Raw genomic sequence first — 21,016 nt, forward strand, 5'->3', positions numbered from 1 at the left:
CGCTTACTTCCGCTTGATCAGGTTGACGCGCCCGGTGGAACGAGCCGCGCCTTCGGCGTGGACCAGGGCCTCGATGTCGGCCCCGCCGCCCGCCTGCTTGCCGTGCTGAGGATGGTTGGTCGGGCCCAGGCAACGGATCCGCTCGCGATAGCTGAGCGGCGCCCAGACATCACCGGCCTCGATCACGTCGATCAGATAGGGATCCACAACCACGGTTTGCAGGGACTTGGCTGCGGCTTCCGCGGATTCGGCCGCATCGGGCGCGTCGAACAGTTGAGCGTCGACGAAGCGCTCCACCCAACTGCCGTTGTTCCAGAACACCGTCTCGCCGTCCGCGAGCCGGTTCGCCGTGAGCGCCCTCATGACCGGGCCTCCTTGAGAAGAGTTTCGATTGCGGCCGCGCTTTCGCCCGCCAAGCCGTCGCAGGCAAGGCCTTCGCCTGTCTGGGCCAAGGCCATGGCTTCGCCGACGATCAGCAGGGCGGGACCGCTCAGGGCGCTCGCCGCCTCGGCAAGGCCGGCCAGCGTCGTGGTCACGCGCCGTTCGTCGCCGCGCGAAGCGTTTTCGACGATCAGCGCCGGCGTGGCGCCCGCCCGGCCCGCGGCCATCAGCCGGGTGGCGATCGGCGCGGCCATGGACAGGCCCATATAGATGACCACCGTCTGGTTCGCCTTGGCGAGGCTTTCCCAGTCGAGGTCGGGTTCGCCGGCCCCGTGTCCGTCCTGGGTCGCCGCATGGCCGGTGACGAAGGTGACCGCCTGAGCCGAGCCACGGTGAGTAAGCGGCGCGCCGGCCGAGGCTGCGGCGGCCAGGGCCGCGGTGACGCCCGGGATCACATGGCAGGCGATTCCCGCCGCGCGCGCGGCCTCCAGCTCTTCGCCGCCGCGGCCGAACATGAACGGGTCGCCGCCCTTCAGGCGCACCACATTCAGGCCCTCCTGGGCGAAGGCGACCAGCATGCGGTTGATCTCGTCCTGACTGTAGGAGTGGCGCGACTTGCGCTTGGCCACCGAGATCCGCCGCGCGTCCGCCGGCGCCAGGTCGAGGATTTCGTCGGAAACCAGGCCGTCGTGGACCACCACCTCGGCCGCCTGCAGCGCCTTCAGCGCCTTGATCGTCAGAAGCTCCGGATCGCCGGGGCCCGCGCCCACCAGCCAGACCACGCCCGGCTTGACGGAAGCAGCGCCGCCCAGGGCCACCAGGCCGCGTCGCGCCTTAGACCTATCGTCGCGGTGGGACATGGACTTAAGCTTCTCTAAAGCCGAACTCTTTGAATCAGGACGGGACGGACTTGCGCCCGTCCCGCCGGATGCCCGTCGATGAAAAGGGCCGAGACACCGGCGGACGCTTGCAAATAAAGGGTTCACAGGCCACTTCGCAAGCCGAGGAGTTCTTCCCGGGGTGTCAGGAAATCTTATGGAACGACCGCACGAGCGCCGCCGCCTGCCGCCGCTCAACGCGTTGCGCGCTTTTGAGGCGGCCGCGCGGCACCTGAACTTCAGCCGGGCGGCCGACGAGCTGTCGGTGACGCCAGGCGCCGTCAGCCAGCAGATCCAGAACCTCGAAGACTTTGTCGGCGCCGCCCTCTTCAAGCGCACCCCCAAGGGCCTGCTGCTGACCGACGCGGCCCAGACCGCCCTGCCCGCCCTGCGCGAAGCCTTCGACCGGCTGGCGGAAGCCGCCAGCCTGCTCACCGCCGCCGTCGACGGCCGACGCCTGACGCTCACCGCCCCGCCCTCCTTCGCCGCCAAGTGGTTGGTGCCGAGGCTGGGCGCCTTCGAGCAGGCTCACCCGCAGGTCGACGTCTGGCTCTCGGCCGGCATCGAGCTGGTCGACCTGACCGCCGGCGAGGTCGACGTGGCGATCCGCTACGGCTCCGGCCGCTATCCGGGCCTGGAGGTGCGCCGGCTGATCAGCGAGACGGTGATCCCGGTGATCAGCCCCGAGTTCGCCAAGGAACAGCCGCTCGAGACGCCGGAAAACCTGAAGAACCATGTGCTGCTGCACGACGGCTCGCCCGATCTCGACGACAGCTGCCCGGACTGGCCGATGTGGCTGGCGGCCCGCGGCCTGCGCGGCGTCGACGGCAACCGCGGGCCCCGCTTCAACCAGAGCAGCCTGGTGATCGAGGCCGCCGTGAACGGCCGCGGCGTGGCGCTCGCCAAACGCACCCTGGCCCAGGCGGACCTCGACGCCGGCCGCCTGGTCGCGCCTTTGCAGATCGCCACGGCGGTGGACTTCGCCTATTACCTCGTCCACTCGAAAGCCAAGGGTCGGCTGCCGCAGGTCAAGGCTTTTATCGGCTGGATCGAGGCGGAGGCCGAGGCGCACGAAGCGGCGCTGCTGGCCATCGACAACGGCGCGGGCATCTAACCAAGGCGCCCAACGACTTGCGCATCTGACGAGACGGATCGAAGACGAGATGAGCCTGACGCCATGAGCTCGACGACTGGGGCGCGGCCTGCGCCCGAAGACTGCGCCACCATGGCCGAGGTGCGCCAGGGCGTGGACGCCCTGGACCGGGCGCTGGTGACCCTGCTGGCCGAGCGCCAGCGCTACATGGACGCCGCCGCCCGCATCAAGACCGACCGCGCCGCGGTGCGCGATGTCGCCCGGATCGAGGACGTCGTGGCCAAGGTGAAGGCCGCCGCGCGCGAGGCGGGCCTGTCCGAAGCCATCGCCGAGCCGGTCTGGCGCACCCTCGTCGACCGCTGCATCGCCTACGAGTTCGACCGCTGGGACCAGACGCGGTCCAAGCCTTAGGCCTGAGCGGCCTCATAGGCCACGATGTCGGCGACCACGACGGCGAGCGCCGCCCGCACCGCCGGCAGGTCTTCCGGCGTTCCGAACTCCGCCGCCTGGCAGACCGCCCCCAGGGCGTTAGCGCCGATGCCGAGCGCCGCGCCCTTTATGGTGTGGGCCACCGCGCGGAAGTCCGGGTTGCTCGCCTCCAGCCCCGCCAGCCAGATCGGCGCCTGCTGGCGGAACAGCGCGACCACTTCGAGCGCGATCGAAACCTCGCCGCCGACGAAGCCCTCCAGGTAGCTAAAATCCACAGAACTCACGACTTTTTCCGACCTTGAAACTTCTTCACGACAGAGCTTGCCAAGACCGCGATTTCACGTATTTTCCGCGCCCTCGCCGTAGGGCCTCGCAAGGGCCCTGAGCCGAGATGGGTGTATAGCTCAGTTGGTAGAGCAGCTGACTCTTAATCAGCGGGTCGTAGGTTCGAATCCTACTACACCCACCATTTCTCTAATAAAATCAAGGCCGTAAGAACTCCAGCTTCTGCCGGACCGTTCTAGCCTCCCGTTTAGAACGGCGAACTCTGGCGACCACCTGCCGCACGCTCGTGTTCGTACCCTGGGACAGTATGCGCCGACCGTTAGCGGCATGATCCGCCCTCTTCCAAAACGATGACGGCGGCCAGACTGTCCGCGTGAATGTACAGCTCTCTGGAGCAACACTCGCGATTTTCTAGGGAGCCGCCAGAGCCTCCGCTGCAGCCGCTCGCACCGCAAGCGTCAGGCTTTCGAGCAATCGCGCGGCGAGCCGCGTGCGTTGCCAGTAGAGCGCGACGGAGATGCGCCGCCGCGGCGGCAATTCCACCAGGCGTCCAGCGGCGATATGCGGTTCGGCCAAGGCGAGCGGCGTCATCGCCCAGCCCAGGCCGGCCAGGTTCATGTCGAGCATCGCGTGGGTCGCCGGGGTCCAGTGAACGGGCGACGAAAGGGAAACGCCCAGCGCCTCCTGCGCCCACCGCGCCTGCAGCTCGTCTCGACGGTCGAAACGCAGCATCGGCGCGTGCTGGAGGCTCGCCGCATCGACGCCATCGGCGAAGAAGCGCGGCATGAAGTCGGGGCTTGCGGTCGCGACATAGTCGATCAGGCCGAGCCGATAGGTCCGGCATCCCGACACCGGCGTAGGGTCGGCCGTCACGGCCGCGAGCACCTCGCCCGTGCGCAGCCGATTGGCCGTGTGGGCCTCATCGTCCATGACCAGGTCGAGCATCGCGCCGGTCTCGGTTGCAAACTGCGCGGCCGCGCGGGGAAACCAGGTGCTGACGCTGTCGGCGTTGACGGCGATTCTCACCAATGCCGGACCGGAGGGTTTTTCAGCGAGCTTCGGCAGATCGGCGGTAGCTTCGCTTTCGAGCAGGCGGACCTGTTCGACATGGGCGCAAAGCCTGGCGCCGACCGCCGTGGGTCGGCAGGGATTCCCTCTCGTCAGGAGGACCGCGCCTAGCCTTTCCTCGAGCCCCTTCACTCTCTGGGACACGGCCGATGGGGTCACCCCGAGCAGGGCGGCGGCCTTGTCGAAACTGCCCTCACGCACAACCGCGGCGACGGCGTCCAGCGACGCGTAATCCAACATATTTAGCCCGCCTAATGCAGGTTAAGGAACTGTAGTTAGACTACATCTGATCAGCGCCTCATCAAGGCCGGCATGGTCACTTCCCTGCTGCCCGCCTTCGCCAATGGCTTCGCCCTATCCGCCGGTCTGATCATCGCAATCGGCGCCCAGAACATGTTCGTTCTGCGCCAGGGCCTTAGGGGAGAGCACGTCGGGCCGATCGTTCTGTTTTGCGCGACGGCTGACGCCATGCTCATCGCGGCGGGGGTGAGCGGTCTGGGCGGGGTGCTCACCCTGGTTCCAGGCCTGTCGCTCGCCCTGAGCCTAGGGGGCGCGGCCTTCCTGAGCTGGTATGGGATCGCGGCTCTGCGGCGTGCGGCCCGCCCGTCGGCGCTTTCCGTCGATGACCAGCCGGCCATAACCCTGGGAGCCGCCCTGACCGGGACCGCCGCCTTCACCTTCTTGAACCCCCATGTCTACATCGACACGGTCCTGCTGATGGGAGCCGTGGGGACGAGTCTCCCGCCCGTCGAGCGGCCCTTGTTCATCGCGGGGGCGGCGATGGCCAGTCTGACGTGGTTCTCAACGCTTGGCTTTGGCGCGCGCCTTGTCGCCCCGCTCTTCGCGCGGCCCGCCGCTTGGCGTGCACTCGATCTGGGCGTCGGCGTCATGATGTTGGCCCTCGCCGCAAGTCTTATGCACAGGACCGCAACCGCCTGACTCGCCGCCTCCAGGCTGGCGGCCTCCCGCCGGGCCCTAGGCCGCTTCGCCTCCGTCCACCAGCAGTGTGGACCCGGTCATGAAGATCGACATGTCGGACGCGCAGAAGAGCACCACCCGCGCAATGTCATCCGCGACGCCGACGCGCCCGAGCTTGCTGCTGGCGATGCCAGGGATCGGAATCTGAGCGAGGACCTCGGGCTCCAGCTCCGCTAGGTGCGCCGTATGTTCGGTCTGGCAGTAGCCGGGCGCGACGCCGAGGACGCGGATTCCGTGCGGCGCCAGTTCCAGCGCCATCTGCCGGGTCGCCCCGCGGACGCCGTGCTTCGAGGTGACGTAGGCGGCCTGTCCGGGGCTGATCCCTCTGAAGCCGGCCAGCGACGAGAGATTCACGATCGCCCCGCCCTTTCCGGCTTCGATCATGCGCCGCGCCGCCTCACGCGAGCCGAGGAACAGCCCGCGGAGATTGACCGCCATGACCTTGTCCCAGTCAGCGTCCGTCAGGTCCAGCAGCGGGGTGAACGACGGAATGCCGGCGTTGTTGACCCACACGTCGATGCCGCCGAATTCCTTCACGGCCAGATCGGCGGCTGCGATAACGGCGTCCTTGTCCGTGACATCCATCGGCACGGACAGGACGCGCGCGCCATAGGCGTCACTGATCTCCTGCGCCGTGGCCGCCGCCTTGTCCGCGTCGATGTCGCCGATCAGAACCGAAGCACCGGCTTCGGCCAGCCGGCGGGCGGTCGCCTTACCCAGCCCCCAGGCGGCGCCGGTGACGACGGCGGAGCGGCCAGCCAGGGAAACGATCTCGCTAAGCGGCTTGGCCGATAGGTCGGGGATGGACAAGGAGGACCTCACTGGATGGGTTGTTCTTGAAGACGGCCCTGGCCGTCGCCGTCGCGAGCGGCCGGTCGCTAGCGGCCGCGCCTGGACGACGCTCGCCTCACTTCTTCGCCGGGACTTTCGCGAGATCGGCGTCGATCTTGGCGAGCGCTTCGTCGGTGAACTGATCTGGCGCGTAGGACTGCACCTGCCGCAGCGTCATCGCCTTGGCCATCTCGAACTGCTCGTTGCTGGAGACCCCGGGGAGATACTTGTCGAAGATCGCCTTGGTCTCGGGGTTCTCGATCAACTCGCCGATGCTGCTGTTCTCCGTCGAATAGGCCGGCTTGGCGCCCGCAGCGGGATCAGCCGCAAGCGCCGGCCCGGCACTGAAAACGATCGCAACGGCGAAGGCCGCAGCCTTGAGCGATGCACGCATGAAAAATGTCCTTTCGACCCGAAGGTAGAGTGCTGCGGCCACGCCTCCTCTCGGAGCGCCGCCGCCGAAACTGAAATACAGCCCGAACGACTGCGGCAGGCCGCCCGTCCAGATCGTTCGGAATTTGAATGATTGCTAGACTCGTGTCTAGCGCTTTTTCCTGTAGGCGTGCTGACTGGAGCCGCCCTCGCAGGGCAGATCCCGCCAGCGGATAGTTCGACTTTCGAATGTCCTTGCCCTGCCCGAGCGTTCCACGCTAACCACGGACGCTAGTCATGTGTCTAGCGCCAATCGGCGGATGCGCCTGCCGAGAGCTCGCATCACCCGACCAAACCCAAGTCCAGAGCGTTATCCGTCCCTTCTGTCCCGATCTGGCGGAGAGGTGTCGCTCATCAGGAGGATCAGCGTGGGAGCACCCGCAAACGGCAGCGCGGTCTTGGGCCGCGTCTCGGCTCGAATGAGCGCCCTTCTCGCGGCGTCGGCCTTGTGTCTCCCCGTGAGCCCCGCCTTGGCCGCGGAACCGGACGCGCTCGCAACCGGATTCCGTGACCCTCCCGCCGCCGCGCGGCCGCGGGTCTGGTGGCATTGGCTCAACGGCAACATCACCCGCGACGGGGTCGATAAGGATCTCGCCTGGATGAAGCGGGTCGGCATCGGCGGGGCCCAGGCTTTCGACGCCAACCGCAAGACGCCGCAGATCGTGGACAAGCGGTTGGACTATATGTCGCCTGAATGGAAGGCGGTCTTTCGCACGGCTGCGGAACGGGCGGACGCCCTCGGGCTGGAGCTGGGCATCGCCTCCTCGCCGGGCTGGAGCGAGACGGGCGGCCCCTGGGTCAAGCCCGAGCAGGCGATGAAGAAGCTCGTCTGGAGTGAGCTCCAGGTGAGCGGCGGAAGGCGGTTGCGCGTTCGCCTCCCGCCGCTGCCGGCGGTGACAGGCCCCTATCAGTCGCTCCACGCCGAGGCGGTAGGCCACCAGATCGTCGACGGGTTCGCTCGCGACGCCGCCGTGGTCGCCTATCGAACCGAGGCTGCGAAGCTGGCGCGCCCGGCCGCGGCCGCCGCCAACGGCGTCGCAGTCGACGTGGCGCCTCTTCAGGATGAGCAGTTCGACGCCGGCGTGCTGCTGCCGCCGGCGCGCCCGGAGGGACCGGGCGCCATCGAGATCAGCTACGCCGCTCCGCAGACAATCCGCTCCGCGGTCGTCTTCGTGACGGACCTGCCTTCCTCGGCGATCGCCGGCCCATTGCGGCCGCAGCTCGAGGCCAGCGACGACGGCAAGACCTGGCGCAAGATCGCCGAGATCGGCCTTTCCGCGGCGCCCTCGACCGCAAGCTTCGCCCCGGTGACCGCCAAGAGGTTCCGACTGGTGTTCGCGCGCGGGCGCGCAACCAACCGGTCGCTGACTCCGGCGCCGGGGGCGGATCCCACGGCCGCCATGGGCATGGGCGGCGTGCGGCCGCGGCCGCCCCAGCTGGCGGAGTTCCGGTTGCTGCCGCAGGCGCGGATCAACGCCTTTGAGCAGAAGGCCGGATTCACCCTGGTCGAGAACTATTACGGGCTGGACGACCACGTCGGGTCTGACGTCAAGGGCCTCGCGCCTGGCGAGGTGGTCGATCTGACAGGCCGCGTGGGCGCTGACGGGATGCTGGAATGGATCCCGCCGCCCGGCCGCTGGACCGTGCTGCGCCTCGGCTATTCGCTGACCGGCAAGACGAACGCGCCGGCGAGTCCCGAGGCGACCGGGCTCGAAGTCGACAAGTATGACGCCGAGGCGGTGACCGACTACCTCGAGACCTACTTCGCCGGTTATCGCGAGGCGACTGGAGACGCCCTGTTCGGCGCACGTGGCGTGCGCGCCCTGGTGATGGACAGCATCGAGGTGGGTCCCTCGAACTGGACGCCGCGCATGCTCGAGCAGTTCCAGACGCTGCGCGGTTACGACGCCCGTCCCTGGCTGCCCGCGCTCACGGGGACCATCGTCGGCTCCCGCGCCCAGAGCGACGCCTTCCTCTACGATTTCCGCCGCACGTTGGGCGAGCTCAACGCGACAGCGCACTATGGGACGGTGGCGAAGGTGGCCCACCGCTACGGGCTCACGGTCTATGGCGAGTCTCTCGAGGCCGCCCGCGTGGATGCAAGTCTGGGCGACGATATCGAAATGCGGCGGTTCGCCGACGTCCCGATGGGCGCCATGTGGGCCTACGGCCGGACCGGACCGTGGAGCGGCTACCTCGCCGACATGCGCGGCGCGGCCTCCACCGCCCACATCTATGGCCGCAGCCATGTGGCTGCAGAGTCGCTGACCTCCATCCTCACGCCCTGGGCGTACGCCCCCGGCGACCTCCAGCCGATGATCGACATGGAGTTCCTCAGCGGCGTCAATCTGCCCGTGATCCACACCGCCGTTCATCAGCCGCGCGACGACCGCCAGCCCGGCCTCACGCTCGGCGTCTTCGGCCAGCAGTTCGGCCGCCACGAGACCTGGGCGGAGATGGCTGGCGGCTGGATCGACTACATCGCCCGCAACAGCTACCTGCTGCAGCAGGGCCGCAACGTCGCCGACGTCGGCTACGTCTACGGCGAAGAGGCGCCGATCGGCGTGATCGGCCGCGACGCCTATCCGAAGGACGTTCCGAAGCGCTACGCCTACGACTTCGTGCCGCCGGATGCGGTCATCAACGAACTATCGGTCGACGGCTCGGAGATCTTCTCCAAGGGCGGGGCGCGCTACCGCGTGCTCTACCTCGGCGGGACCAGCGCGCGCGTGACGCTCCCCGTGCTGCGCAAGCTCGCCGCCTTCGCCGAGGCCGGCGGCGTAATCGTCGGCGAAGCGCCGCAGACGACTCCCAGCCTGAAGGACGATACAGGCGAATTTTCCGCCCTCGTGCGCCGGCTCTGGGCCGGCGGGCCAGTGACGGCGGTCGGCAAGGGCAAGGTGTTCGCCGGCAAGGACGTCGAGGCCGCGCTCGCCGCCGTCGGCGCCAGGCCCGACTTCAGCTACGCCGCCCAGACGCCGGACGCGGACGTGCAGTTCGTGCACCGCAACTTGAGCGATGGCGACCTCTACTTCGTCAGCAACCGCAAGGCCCGCGCCGAACAGCTCGAGGCGAGGTTCCGCGTCACCGGCAAGGCGCCGCAGATCTGGCGCGCCGACACCGGCGCGGTCGCACCCCTCTCCTACCGCATCGAAGGCGAGGAGACGGTCGTGCCGCTGGAGATGCTGGCGGGCGAGTCCTTCTTCGTCGTCTTCCGCGAGCCGGCCAGCCAACCTACACGCACGGTCTCCCGGCTCGTCCCGATCGCCGCCGCCGAAGTGACCGGCCCGTGGAAGGTCGCCTTCCAGCCAGGGCGCGGCGCTCCCGCGGAGATCGAGCTCGCCAGGCTCGGCTCGCTGTCCGAACAGGCCGAGCCGGGGATCAAGTACTTCTCCGGCGTGGCGACCTATACGACGAGCTTCACCCTGCCGAAGGGCGTGCGGACCGGCGCGCCGCTGTGGCTCGACCTCGGACAGGTCGGCGACGTGGCCGAGGTGCAGGTGAACGGCAAGCCCGCGGGAAATCTCTGGAAGGCGCCTTATCGCGTCGACGTCGGCCGCCTGGTCCGCCCCGGCCGCAACAGGTTGGAGGTGAAGGTCGCCAACCTCTGGGTGAACCGGCTGATCGGCGACCAGCAGCCGGGCGCCCAGAAGATCACCTTCACCTCGGACAAGACCTACACGGCCAAGGCGCCCCTGCGGCCCTCCGGCCTGATCGGTCCGGTTCGGCTGATGACACCGGCGGCTCAGGCCGCGAAGAGGTGAACGCACGAGATCGGTGAGTGGTCCCCGGTCGGCCGGGGACCGCCGCACTCATCGGTTGGACGACAGGCGAAGGGGCTCGCCCTTCGCGAGGCGTTGCTCCTGCGCCTTTGGAATGAACGCCGGAAGGCCTTCCATCTCATAGGCCGCCGAGATCCCGGTGAACTCCCCGGTGACCGGGTCCTGCAGGCCATCCGCCGCTCGCTTCACCGCGTTGTACATTCCCGGCGCCTGGAACCCGATGGTGTTCTCGTAGTCCGACGAACGGAAGAAGGCCGCGCCGAGAAAGGTCCGCCAGTCGCGATAGCCGCCAAGCATGGCGCTCACCCCGCCGTCGGGCAGGAGCCGCAATTGCATGCGGGCGCTCGCAAGCGACCACGATATCCCCGCAGGCCCCTCATGCAGGTGGATCCTCTTCAGTGGCTCCGTGGTCACGACGCCGCCTACGATCTTTCCCCGGAAGCGGGCGAAGTCCTGGGCGTACGCGGCGTCTTCGGTAACCCTGAAGGTGTAATCGCCCAGGACGATCTTCGACGTCCCGTCCCGCTTCATCGGGTCGGTGCTGTACATGAGCGTGACAGCGACATCGTCGTCATTGAGCTCGTTGTCGATCCCGCTGACTTCCACCAGGATCGAAAGACCGCCCGCCCGTCGCAACTCATTGCTGATCATCGGCAGGAAGCCCTTGCGGCGCCAGCCCTCGATACAGCCCTGGACCGTGAAGAGCTGGTTGTCGACGCCCTTCTGCCCGTCGGGCGAGACATAGTTCCTGTGCTTGCGCGTACCCGGCGGCGGCGGGCCTGAGCCGTCGGCGCCGTCGAGATCGAAGCCCCTGGCGGCATTGGTCGTCGGCGCGACGAAGCCCGGGTCGGCGACAATGCCCGGCAGCATGGTCACGTTCATCTCGTCCGGACCGCGATACGGCAGGTATCGAGTGTCCGCGCCGCCCTTGTCCTTCAGGAGGGCGCGCTGTGCGGCCGCGCGTTCCGGCGACATGAGGGCGTAGTAGTCGGCTTGCGACGGCTTGGAGTTCAGCTTGGGGCACTGATCGTCGCTGCTGTCGGCGATGGGGGCGAACCAGGTGATCACGAAGACCTTGCTCGCGCCCGATTTCGGAGCGGGCGCGAGTTTCGCCGGCTCGGCCGTGATCGGACGCGGCTTCGGCTGCGGCCGAAAGTTCACCCAGCGGATCTCGTCGAACCGCAGCGCGAACGCCTGCTCCGGCGCACCGGCCACGACCGGACACGTCAGGCGAACGTTCTTCAAGTCGTATTCGTAGAACTCGGGCGCATCCGCCGGGCGCGGCCCGCGCTCCTGCGGGTGACGCGCCATCTCCGCCGACTCTGCGACCCTGATGTTCGGGATGGGCGCGCCGTCGCGGCACTTCTCCATCATCGCCTTCAAGGCCGGGCTCTTCTTGTCGACCGAGATCGACAGGACGTTCGGCCCCTTCTCCGGGACGCGAGGGCCGGTGAACAGCAGGCTGGCGGTGTCCCCGGTGATCCCGCGGATTTCCCGCAGAACGGGCTTCTCGGTCCAGTAGTTCGCCTCGGCCCGCACCCACCCCGAATACTTCGAGTGTCTCGCGCCTCCGGCGACGCCCGGGACCTTCAGGTAGCTGGGTCCGATGTAATAGGCGGTCGCGTCCGTGGCGCTGAGGCCGCACAGGACGCCGGCTGCAAAGGCCAGCCGTTTGAAGGCGGCTCGCGTCCGTCTCACAGAACTACGCTCGACAATCCGCATTTGCTTCGACGCCTCAGGCCATGACTTCGCTGATGGGCTTGTTTGTCTGCATGGCGGCGTCCCCCCAGCTGGTCACCGGCATCCCCAGCACCTGCTGAATGGTCAGACCGACGCGCGAGCTTGGGTCGCCCTTGCCGCTGACATGCTGTCCGGACTTCCACTTCCCGCCGGCCCGGCCCGCGACCATGATCGGCAGGTTGTCGACCGAGTGGATCTTCGCGAAGTTGCTCTCGGACGTCGCCAGCACAAGGCTGTGGTCCAGCAAGGTGCCGGTCCCTTCCTTCACCGAGTCCATCATCTTCAGCATGCTGGCGAAGGTCTCCATGCTCCGCTCGATGAAGAAGGTGGCTTTCGGCTGATAGCCGAGCTGCGAGTCGATGGCCTCCTCGTGCGTCAGTTCGTGGAACGACACCGGCTCGCCCGCCTTGCGCAGGTTCGAGCCGGCGTTCGACAGGGCGACGTTGAAGACCCGCGTCTGGTTGCAGGCCAGCGCCATCACGACCAGCTGCCCCAGCATGTCATGGCTTCTCGTCGCCATCTCCCAGGTCGGGCCGAGCTCAGTCTTCCCGGGCTCCTTCGGCAGGACGCAGGCTTCAGCCGGCGCCGGCTTCTCGAGCATCATGGCGAGCTGCTGCTCGACCTGCCTGAGAGAGGTGAAGTACTGGTCCACGCGCTGGCGGTCCGCGCTGCCCAACGTACGGATCAGGTCGTCGCGATCTTCCTTCACCGAGCTCAACACGCTCTGGCGCAGCATGATCTTTGGATCCGGCTTGAACTCCCCCTTGTTCGGATCGCTGAATCCCGTCCCGAACAGGCGTCTGTAGAGATTGATCGGATCGACTTCGCTCGGGTTGACGGTGGAGCCGGCCCGCATGCTGTAACTGACGCTCGACTGGCCCGTGCAGGCCACTTCCAGCGACTGGAAACGCGTGCCCTTGCCGATGTGGTCAGACACCAGGCAGTCAAGGGTCGGCAGCTCGGCGCTTCCCCCGCTCACGCCGCCCTGGGTCGGCGCCGCGCCGGAAAGCGTCGCCATCACGCCGGACCAGTGCACGAGGTTCGGCCGCCCGCCGAGGGCGCAGTTGAAGTTGGAAAAGATGGCGACCTTGTCCTTGTAGGGTGCGATCGGCCTCAGTTCCTCCTTCAGGTCGTAATCCGCGCCGAGCTTGTCCGGAAACCAGCGGGCCTCGTTCACGCCGCAGCCCCAGAACCAGGTCCCGAAGCGGGTCGGGATCGGCTTGCCCGAAGCCAGGGCCTCGCCATGGCCGTCGAGGAAACAGTCCAGCAACGGCAGCGCGACAGCAACGGTCGAGCCGCCCATGATGCCTCTGAGAATTGAGCGCCGCGTGGTGCTCGTCATCACTTCCTCCCGCGTTCTAGTTGGCTGCCGCGACCCGGACGTTGGCGGGCGCGGGCTCAGAGGCGACCGATCTGAAGGCCGGGCCCGTCGCAATCCGGCGCATCAGGGCGGGGACCTGGTGCTTGTCGCCCGCGAAGCGCTCCGTGGCGTACTCCAGCCACGCCTGCTCCGACGGCGTCGCCGGCCGTCCGACGCCGTACTCGAACGTCCGCTGCACGAGGCAGGCCGGAACGGCCGGGCTGTCGCGCAGCACGGTCTGCAGGCCGATCACGTCCAGGTACGGCTTGCCGTCGAATGCGCCGCTCGCATCGATCGGCGCGCCGTTCTCTCGCGCGCGAAAGGCGCCGATGGCGTCGTAATTCTCCATCGACAGGCCGATCGGATCCGTCAGCTTGTGGCAGCCCGCGCAGGACGCGTCCTCCACATGGATCGCCAGCCGCTCGCGCGCAGTCTTGTGCATCAGGTCGGCGGTGTTCTGCACCGCTGAGAAATCGACGTTGGCCGGCGGCTGGGGAACCTGTTGGCAGAGGAAAAGCTCGCGGACAGTCTTGCCCCGGATCGTCGGCGAGCTTCGCCCCTCGTGCGTGGGATCCAGCATCAGGAAGCCCGGCAGGGTGAGGATGCCGGCGCGTGGATCACTGGCGGCGAAGGTGTAGGGAGCCCAGCCGCCGCCTGTCGCGGTCTCGTCCACCGCGACCTTGTAGAGCGCGCCGAGGTTGCGGTTGATGAAGGTCTTCTTGGTCGTGAACAGGTCGCGGTAGTCGCCCTTCTGCGTGACCAGCAGATCGACGATGGTGCGCAGCGCCTGCTCCTGGGCGTCCTTAGCCAGGGCCGAGCTGAACTTCGGATAGATCGACTGATCCTTGGTCAGGCCGGCGAACTGTTCGTAGCCGAACATGTCGGAGAAGAACGAGCGCACGCCCTGTTCGAAGCGCGGCGAGGCCATCAGGCGATCGACCTGGGCTTCGAGTTTCGTACGATCGTAGAGGTCCCCGCGCGCGGCGGCGTCGAGTAGTTCGGCGTCTGGAGGCGCATCCCACAGGAGGAAGCTGACGCGGGTCGCGAGCGAGTAGGCGTCGAGACGCTCCTGCCCGGAATTCTGCGGATCCGGCTCGCCGCGCTCAACGCGGAAGATGAACTTCGGCGACGCCAGAAGCCGGGACAGTCCTGCCTCCAGGCCCTTGTGGAAGCTGTGGCTTTGTCCGGCCCCCGCGCTGGCGACGGCGAGGACTGAGTTCAACTCACGCGGCGAGAGCGGCCGGCGATAGAGAAGACGGCCATAGGTCTCGAAGAATTCGCTCGCGCATTGCACATCGAACGCCTCCGTGGACTTCGGCGCGCATGTGAGGACCTTATCTCGGCGGGCGTCCGACAGGACCTGCGCCGAGATTTCGCGAGCCCTCAACTCGTACTGTTCGATGCCCGACGCCGAGACGACGACCTTGCCGTCGCCGATCGCCATCAGGCCCTGATCGCGCAACGGCGGGTCGAAGCGGCCGGGAGTCTTGATGCCGGGCCCGAAGATCTGCGCGATCGTGCGCGCGTACTGGCCATCGTTGAGCCGCCGAAAGCCCGGCGAGCCGCCGACGGTCGCCGGCTCGCCGCCGGCCGCGCGCGCGAGCTGATTTGCGGCGGGCGTTAAGGCGACGCCGGCGACCACCGTCGCGGCGAGCCCGAAAACCCAGGACGATCGGAAAGGTCGAGCGGATGCAATCCTGAAACGCCTTCCAGAGAACATCAGCGCCTCCCCTACCGGCCATCGTTTTTTCGACAGCGCATGTGTCTGCAGTCTTAGGCGCGAGCCGTTTCGACCGCTCCCTAAAAAACTACTGTCCGTAGCTATTGTCCGGCCTTGGCGGGGAGTCAATAATCGCGGTCATGCGGCGGCGAGCCGCGATAGGAGACGAGAATGTCGAAATCATCCGACCGGACAGGCCTCGACGACGGCGATCGGCCGGGACAGCAGATGCGGATATTCCGCGCGAACGACGCCGTCGCGTTGGGCATGGAGATGATGCCTCTGGACAATGTCAGCGAGGCTGACGCGCAGGCTATGTCGGGGCCGACCAGCCCGGAAGAGCAGATCGGCGCCTTCGTGAAGGTGCTTTACGCGGACGAGGCTGTAGGAATCAGCGTGGCCTACAGCTGGTTCAAGCCCAACTTCATCCTTCCGCGCCACAGCCACAACGCCGACTGCGCGTACTACGTGATCTCCGGGGAAGCACATCTCGGGACGGAGATTCTTCGCGCCGGGGACGGCTTCTTCATCCCGGCCGGCGGCAACTACCAGTACGCCGCGGGGCCGGAAGGCGTGGAGGTGCTCGAATTCCGCACCGCCGCCCAGTTCAACATGCGCCTGAGCGGCAACAGCGAGGCCGCGTGGCGTCGCATCGCGGAAAACGCCGCGGCCAATCACCAGCGCTGGCGCAGCGAACCTCCGCCGCTCGCCGCTGCGCGGATGATGGGTTGATCCTGTTCGCGCGTTCACGGCCGGACGAAGTCGCGGACCATGCGAAACGCGCGAACAAATTCCCAGGCGATGTCCTGTGGCCGCTCGCGCTCAGCACGAGCGGCTTCGCGGAACGGGCGCCTATAAGAACTTCAGACGCCGCGCCAAGGCGTCGTTTCCTGGCAGAGACTGACCCTTCAGGGCGAAGGTGCGTATCGACAGGCAGCAGATCTTCAGCTCGGTGAAGTCCTCGTACCATTCGATGTCGTCGGTGGAGATGCCGGTGACCTCACGCCAGAGCGCAAGGGTCTCCTCCCGGCTCCCCATGCCCTGAAGCGGCGGCCGACCTGAACCTGGGCCGTGCATGCGGTCGCCGAGCACGATCCACCAGGCCAGATCGTGCAGCGCCCCGCCGAGTGAAGGCTGCTCCCAGTCCATGACGGCGATGACGTCGAAGTTGTCGTCGAACATCATATTGCCCAGGCGCGCGTCACCCCAGACCAGGCCCTCCGGCCGGTTCGCGGGCCAGCGCGCGCGCAGGCGATCCAGCGCCGCGTGCAGCACCGGCCACCGGCCATGTTGCCCGACCCAGTCGACGAAGCGTGCGTACTTGTCCCACTCCTGCGCCAGCCCGTCGCGTGCGCCAGGCGGCCCCCCTAGGAAGTCCATCTCCGCCCGGGGCACGGTCTGGATGGCCGCGAGCTGACGCACGCCGTTCTCCCAGAGCCGCGCGCGCTGGACCGGCGTCGCATCCTTCACCCAGCCGACGTCCGAATAGGGCGGCACGCTGACCGCCACCTTGCCCTTCAGCTTCTCCATGACGAAGAACGGGGCGCCGAGAAGCGCCGGATCCGGTTCGTGCCAGATCGGTCGCGCCACTCTGACGCGTCCATCGTCGTGCAGCAGCTGCATCAGCCGGAACTGCGCCGTGAACAGGTCGTCAGGATAGACGGTATGCCACGTGGGCTTGATCCGCACGACGAAGCCCTGCTCCGCGGGCTGGCCGTGCGCCAGCCAGGAGGCCTCGAAAAGGATCGTCTCGTGCGATTGCCCCGCGCCATGGGGATAGGCGAGGTTGAGGACCTTGAGCTCGACCGCCTCGGGCAGCTGGTGCTCAAGCCAAGCCGTAAGCTGACATGCGAGCGAGGCGAGGTCGCGCACCTCTGGGGCGACAATCACATTCATCATCGAGCGGCCTCCCAGCGGGAACGCATCCCCGCCACCGTTGTTCGCTTTCGCGAATTATTATTCTCTACTATGTCTACTTAGCCGCAGCTCGCCGCTGCTGTCCATGCGTGCTTCAAGCTGGGTTGATCGCAATCGTCGTCGCCGCCCCGCCGGCGACATACGAACTGACGCGGTCGCAGGCGTCGCGCAGCCGGCGCCCGATCCGCTCGATCTCTTTGCCCCGGACTGTCCGGGTGAATCCCACCAGCCCCAGCACGAAGGCGACATGGCCTGGCCGTTCGAAGACCGGCGCGTTCAAAGCCGCGAGCATGTACGCCTGATCGAGATCGAGTTCGCCAGGCGCGGAAACCGGGAATTCGTTGCGCTCGGCCGCGAAGGTCTCCTCAGGCGTCGCCGCAAGAACGCCTGGGTTGCGTATGTTGAAAATGAACCCGTGCTCACGCGCAAAGGCCATCGATTTGCGCATCAGTTCACGATGCTCGGCAGTAGGCGCCGGCGTCGAGTTGTCGAGCCAGGCTTCCGCTTCCTCGGGGCGCCACGCATAGAAGCTGGCGCTGAAAGGCGCGCGCAGCCGGAGCCGGGCGCCCACCGGGATCGAGAACCCGACGTGCGCAGCCGAGGACGCCCGTTCGCGGACGATCACCTCGTTCTGGTCTCTGAAGAACGCCGAACAAATCGCCTCGAACTCGTCGGCGAGCGCGCGCATTTCCGGCTTGGTTATCTGCAGCAGGAGCGAATCCTCTGCGGCTGTCCGGCCGATCTGCAACAGGGCGGGGCCAAGCACGTAGTTCTTGTCGCTCGCGCGATGAAGGTAGCCTACCTCGACCAGCCCCATGAGGAGGGCGTGGCACGTCGCCCGGCTGACCTTCAGGGCGCGCACGAGCTCCGTCAGGGTGCAGGCTTGGCCCGGACGCTTCGCGATGAAATCCAGGATCGCCGCGATCCGGTGCACGCCGGGTGATGAGCGAGACATGCGGACTTTCACTTCCTCCCGAGGACGCCGGACCTCTCCACCCGCTGACGATTGCCGAGCCCCGCGACCCGCCCCGCCGGGGCCGACATTTGTAAAATCAAACCGCTTTCCGGCCGGTTAGCAACCCGCTTTCTGCGGTGCTGAACCGCCACCCGCGAGCCGAGCCATCGCGCCTCAGACCGCCCGCGCTCGCCCGATCCTGAGCCCTGCCCTATTCGGGTGGCGGGATTGAGTAAATATCGCTCATATTGCATCATTTTGGTTCATGTTTGGCGCCGTTTCGACCCCGTCAACCGCTTGACGCGCCCGCTGAGGGGACGCTATGCAGCTGTCTAGCGAGACTCGCGCGTCGGCTCGTGCAAGTGGCGCAAGCTTGCGCTGGGTCACCAAGCTTCAGACAGCGCACGGGCCGAGCGAGAGAACTTCATGCCAGTCGCCGCCGAGACGAAGGACCGCTCGGCGCTCGTGACCGGCGCCGCCTCTGGGCGACGGCGCTGAGATTGCCTCGTCAAAATAATAACTAGGGAGAAACGGCATGGCTGCAGGGTCGATCGGAAAACCGCTTCGGGTCGTCCAATGGGCGACCGGCACGGTGGGAGCGTGCGCGATGCGCGGCGTCATCTCTCATCCAGGACTGGAGCTGGTGGGGGTGCGGGTCTACTCGGAGGCCAAGGAAGGCAAGGACGCTGGCGAACTGTGCGGCCTGCCGCCCACTGGCGTCGCCGCCACGCGCGACCTCGAGGCGATCCTGGCGCTGAAGCCGGACTGCGTGCTCTACATGCCCGAGAGCACCGATCTCGACGATGTCTGCCGGGTGCTCGAGAGCGGCGCAAATATCGTCTCGACCCGCGCGGATTTCTTCAATCCCGCGAAGATGGACCCGGCGGTTCGCGAGCGGATCGAGGCGGCCTGTCGCCGGGGCGGCAGTTCCATCCACTCCACCGGCAGCAGCCCCGGCTTCATCACCGAGGCCCTGCCTATCGTGCTGACCTCGCTGACGCGCCGGCTCGACCTTTTGATGATCGACGAGTTCGCCAACTGCATCGACGGCTGCTCGGAAGAGATGCTGCTGAACATCATGGGCTTCGGCGAGACGGCCGAGGTCTTCTCGCAACGCCAGCACCCTGAACGCGACGGGGTCTTCGGACACTCTCTGGCCGTGCTCGGTGATGCGCTGGGCATGCCCGTCGACCGTTTCGAGGTGACCAGCGAGTTTGCGCTGACCCGCCAGCCGACCAAGCTCCACAAGACGACGATCGCACCCGGCACGGTGGGAGCCCAGCGCCACGTGGTCACCGGACTGCACAAGGGCAAGCCGCTGCTGCGCTTCCGGTCGAACTGGTTCGTCACCACGGACCTGGAGCCCCATTGGGACCTGCGCGCGGACGGCTGGCGGGTCACGGTCGAAGGCGACACGCCGCTGGATATTACGATCGGCTTCCCGATCCCGCTCGAGCAACGTCAGGCCGTCCTGCCCGGCCTTACGGCCCACCGGCCGGTCAATGCGGTCCCCTATGTCTGCGCCGCGCCCCCCGGGATCGTCACGACCGCGGATCTTCCCCAGGTGATCGCCCGGCTGGCCTAGGTCGCGGCGCCATCTTCAATCCTCAGTTCCGCTTTTCAGGAGATCGACCTTGAACCGTCGTGAGATCATGGGGTCGGGAGCTTCACTCCTGACCTTGGCCGCCTTCGGCGGCGTCGCCAAAGCCCAACCGGCGAGGGCGACGGTGGAGGTCGATCTCCGCCGCGAGGCGGGACCGCTCGAGCACGTCTGGGAGCAATGCGTCGGCTCAGACCGAGCTGGGATCACCTTGCGCGAGGATTGGCGCAAGGACGCCCGACGCGTCCGCCAGGAACTGGGCGTTCAGCGCGTCCGCTTCCATGGCATCTTCGACGACGAGGTCGGGGTGGCGCCGAAGGGCGCCCTTGGCCGCACGGCCGGAGGCTACAACTATCAGAATGTCGACGCGATCTACGACGGTCTCGTCGAGATGGGGCTGCGTCCGTTCGTCGAGCTCAGCTTCATGCCCACGAAGCTGGCCAGCGGCGCTCGCACCTTTGGCACCTATCGCGCCAACATCACGCCTCCGACTTCGCTCTTGGACTGGAGCGCTCTCATCGTCGACTTCGCGCAGCACCTGATCGGCCGCTACGGCGCGGCCGAGGTGCGCCAGTGGTATTTCGAGGTCTGGAACGAGCCCAACCTGCCCTTCTTCTGGTCGGGCAACCAGGCCGACTACTTCGAGCTCTATCGCGCCACGGTGACGGCGCTGAAGGGCGTGGATCCAGCTCTGAAGGTCGGCGGTCCGTCCACCTCGGCGATCCAGTGGATCGGCGAGTTCCTCGACTTCTGCGGCAAGAACAACCTGCCGGTCGACTTTATCGGCACCCACATCTACGCCGGCGACAAGCAGGAGATGATGTTCGGCCAGGCTGGCCTCTACAGTCAGAACGACGTCATCCCCGCCGCCATGAAGAAGGTCCACGAGCAGATCGCCGCCAGCAAGTTCCCGAAGGCGGAGCTCTTCCTCAGCGAATGGTCCTCCGACAGTCCGGCGATGATCGCCCACATCGTCAAGGGCTGCCTGCCCTATTGCGATGGCATGTCCTACTGGCAGCTGAGCGGCACGTTCGAAGAGGTCTTCATCCCCGACTACCTGTTCAAGGAGGGGGACAACGGCTGGGGGCTGATGTCGCAGCGCGGGGTCGTGCGCCCCGCGTTCAACACCTTCAAGCTGATGCGCCGGCTGGGCGACCGCCGGCTGGAGGCGACCGGCCCGGCCTTGGCCTCCCGGACTAAGACCGGCGCCGCGGTGATGGTCTGGAACCTGGCCGACGTGCTGCAGCCGCCCGGCATTCCTGGCGCGCGAAGCGAGCGCAAGGTGATCGGCCAGCCGAAGCGCCTGCAGGTTGTGCTCAAGGGCGCCAAGCCGGGCCAGAGCGTGAAGGTCACGTTTGTCGACCAAGAGCGGGGCTCGCCCTATCCCGCTTGGCGCGCGCTGGGTTCGCCGCAGTATCCCACGCCCGAGCAGCTGACGAAGATCCGCGCCGCGGCCGAACTGCCGCCGCCGCAGACGCGCCGTTTGGGTGAGGCCGGCGAGCTGGTGCTCGACCTGCCGCCTGAAGGCGTGGCCCTGATCGAGCTGGCGTGACGCTCCACCTCAAAG

General features: G+C 67.2%; 18 protein-coding genes and 1 tRNA gene. 8 read left to right on the plus strand and 11 right to left on the minus strand.

The window, feature by feature from the left end:
- Positions 1 to 3: 3 nt before the first annotated feature.
- Both ACSQ2B_RS06480 and cobA read right to left on the minus strand, forming a co-directional pair.
- Positions 4 to 363 (minus strand): DUF2849 domain-containing protein, encoded by a 360-nt coding sequence (locus ACSQ2B_RS06480; protein ID WP_436048348.1) that lies wholly within the window; start codon positions 361 to 363, stop codon positions 4 to 6.
- Positions 360 to 1,241 carry a uroporphyrinogen-III C-methyltransferase gene (cobA, locus tag ACSQ2B_RS06485; protein WP_436048350.1) on the minus strand — a complete coding sequence of 294 codons (882 nt, stop codon included), beginning with the start codon at positions 1,239 to 1,241 and terminating at the stop codon, positions 360 to 362. Before cobA ends, ACSQ2B_RS06480 begins: the two co-directional genes overlap by 4 nt.
- Before the next feature lie 175 nt (positions 1,242 to 1,416).
- Between cobA and gcvA the strand changes: the two genes are divergently transcribed.
- Together gcvA and ACSQ2B_RS06495 are read left to right on the plus strand one after the other, a co-directional pair.
- Positions 1,417 to 2,373, plus strand: coding sequence for a transcriptional regulator GcvA (gene gcvA, locus ACSQ2B_RS06490; protein WP_436048352.1), 957 nt, complete (start codon positions 1,417 to 1,419; stop codon positions 2,371 to 2,373).
- Between the two features lie 63 nt (positions 2,374 to 2,436).
- Positions 2,437 to 2,763 (plus strand): chorismate mutase, encoded by a 327-nt coding sequence (locus tag ACSQ2B_RS06495; protein WP_436048354.1) that lies wholly within the window; start codon positions 2,437 to 2,439, stop codon positions 2,761 to 2,763.
- Here ACSQ2B_RS06495 and ACSQ2B_RS06500 read toward each other — a convergent pair.
- The gene (locus tag ACSQ2B_RS06500) at positions 2,760 to 3,065 is read right to left on the minus strand and encodes an Hpt domain-containing protein (protein ID WP_436048356.1); all 306 of its coding nucleotides are present in this window, start codon (positions 3,063 to 3,065) and stop codon (positions 2,760 to 2,762) included. The two genes, ACSQ2B_RS06495 and ACSQ2B_RS06500, sit on opposite strands and share 4 nt — an antisense overlap.
- A 109-nt stretch (positions 3,066 to 3,174) precedes the next feature.
- On the opposite strand from ACSQ2B_RS06500, the gene ACSQ2B_RS06505 reads away from it, so the two are divergent.
- Positions 3,175 to 3,250, plus strand: a tRNA-Lys gene (locus ACSQ2B_RS06505).
- Between the two features lie 227 nt (positions 3,251 to 3,477).
- On the opposite strand, the gene ACSQ2B_RS06510 is transcribed toward ACSQ2B_RS06505, so the two are convergent.
- Positions 3,478 to 4,374, minus strand: coding sequence for a LysR family transcriptional regulator ArgP (locus tag ACSQ2B_RS06510; protein WP_436048358.1), 897 nt, complete (start codon positions 4,372 to 4,374; stop codon positions 3,478 to 3,480).
- Between the two features lie 72 nt (positions 4,375 to 4,446).
- Between ACSQ2B_RS06510 and ACSQ2B_RS06515 the strand changes: the two genes are divergently transcribed.
- Positions 4,447 to 5,073 carry a LysE/ArgO family amino acid transporter gene (locus tag ACSQ2B_RS06515; protein WP_436048359.1) on the plus strand — a complete coding sequence of 209 codons (627 nt, stop codon included), beginning with the start codon at positions 4,447 to 4,449 and terminating at the stop codon, positions 5,071 to 5,073.
- Positions 5,074 to 5,109: 36 nt separating this feature from the next.
- Here the strand turns inward: ACSQ2B_RS06515 and ACSQ2B_RS06520 are convergent, their stop codons facing one another.
- Positions 5,110 to 5,922: an SDR family NAD(P)-dependent oxidoreductase gene (locus ACSQ2B_RS06520; RefSeq protein WP_436048361.1), complete on the minus strand. Its 813-nt coding sequence runs from the start codon at positions 5,920 to 5,922 to the stop codon at positions 5,110 to 5,112.
- A gap of 97 nt (positions 5,923 to 6,019) precedes the next feature.
- Positions 6,020 to 6,379 (minus strand): hypothetical protein, encoded by a 360-nt coding sequence (locus ACSQ2B_RS06525; RefSeq protein ID WP_436048363.1) that lies wholly within the window; start codon positions 6,377 to 6,379, stop codon positions 6,020 to 6,022.
- A gap of 466 nt (positions 6,380 to 6,845) precedes the next feature.
- On the opposite strand from ACSQ2B_RS06525, the gene ACSQ2B_RS06530 reads away from it, so the two are divergent.
- Entirely contained in the window at positions 6,846 to 10,139 is a 3,294-nt protein-coding gene (locus ACSQ2B_RS06530) for a glycosyl hydrolase (RefSeq protein ID WP_436048365.1), read from the plus strand.
- 48 nt (positions 10,140 to 10,187) lie between these two features.
- Here ACSQ2B_RS06530 and ACSQ2B_RS06535 read toward each other — a convergent pair whose 3' ends face one another.
- From ACSQ2B_RS06535 to ACSQ2B_RS06545, 3 genes are read right to left on the minus strand one after another with little or no spacing between them, the layout of a single operon-like run.
- Positions 10,188 to 11,855 carry a hypothetical protein gene (locus tag ACSQ2B_RS06535; RefSeq protein WP_436048367.1) on the minus strand — a complete coding sequence of 556 codons (1,668 nt, stop codon included), beginning with the start codon at positions 11,853 to 11,855 and terminating at the stop codon, positions 10,188 to 10,190.
- Between the two features lie 37 nt (positions 11,856 to 11,892).
- Positions 11,893 to 13,239 (minus strand): DUF1552 domain-containing protein, encoded by a 1,347-nt coding sequence (locus tag ACSQ2B_RS06540; protein ID WP_436048369.1) that lies wholly within the window; start codon positions 13,237 to 13,239, stop codon positions 11,893 to 11,895.
- A gap of 16 nt (positions 13,240 to 13,255) precedes the next feature.
- The gene (locus ACSQ2B_RS06545) at positions 13,256 to 14,977 is read right to left on the minus strand and encodes a DUF1592 domain-containing protein (RefSeq protein ID WP_436048371.1); all 1,722 of its coding nucleotides are present in this window, start codon (positions 14,975 to 14,977) and stop codon (positions 13,256 to 13,258) included.
- 171 nt (positions 14,978 to 15,148) lie between these two features.
- On the opposite strand from ACSQ2B_RS06545, the gene ACSQ2B_RS06550 reads away from it, so the two are divergent.
- Positions 15,149 to 15,709, plus strand: a complete 561-nt coding sequence (locus tag ACSQ2B_RS06550) for a cupin domain-containing protein (protein WP_436048373.1) — start codon at positions 15,149 to 15,151, stop codon at positions 15,707 to 15,709.
- A gap of 120 nt (positions 15,710 to 15,829) precedes the next feature.
- Here the strand turns inward: ACSQ2B_RS06550 and ACSQ2B_RS06555 are convergent, their stop codons facing one another.
- A complete protein-coding gene (locus ACSQ2B_RS06555) occupies positions 15,830 to 16,876 on the minus strand; it encodes a phosphotransferase family protein (RefSeq protein ID WP_436048375.1) in 1,047 nt (348 codons plus the stop codon).
- A 112-nt stretch (positions 16,877 to 16,988) separates the two neighbouring features.
- Positions 16,989 to 17,849, minus strand: a complete 861-nt coding sequence (locus ACSQ2B_RS06560; RefSeq protein WP_436048377.1) for an IclR family transcriptional regulator — start codon at positions 17,847 to 17,849, stop codon at positions 16,989 to 16,991.
- A gap of 535 nt (positions 17,850 to 18,384) precedes the next feature.
- Between ACSQ2B_RS06560 and ACSQ2B_RS06565 the strand changes: the two genes are divergently transcribed.
- Together ACSQ2B_RS06565 and ACSQ2B_RS06570 are read left to right on the plus strand one after the other, a co-directional pair.
- On the plus strand, positions 18,385 to 19,434 hold the full coding sequence (locus ACSQ2B_RS06565) for an NAD(P)H-dependent amine dehydrogenase family protein (RefSeq protein ID WP_436048378.1): 1,050 nt from the start codon (positions 18,385 to 18,387) through the stop codon (positions 19,432 to 19,434).
- A 49-nt stretch (positions 19,435 to 19,483) separates the two neighbouring features.
- On the plus strand, positions 19,484 to 21,001 hold the full coding sequence (locus ACSQ2B_RS06570) for a GH39 family glycosyl hydrolase (RefSeq protein ID WP_436048379.1): 1,518 nt from the start codon (positions 19,484 to 19,486) through the stop codon (positions 20,999 to 21,001).
- Positions 21,002 to 21,016 lie beyond the last annotated feature (15 nt).

Source organism: Phenylobacterium sp. LjRoot225 (genome assembly GCF_964252855.1).
GTDB lineage: Bacteria > Pseudomonadota > Alphaproteobacteria > Caulobacterales > Caulobacteraceae > Phenylobacterium.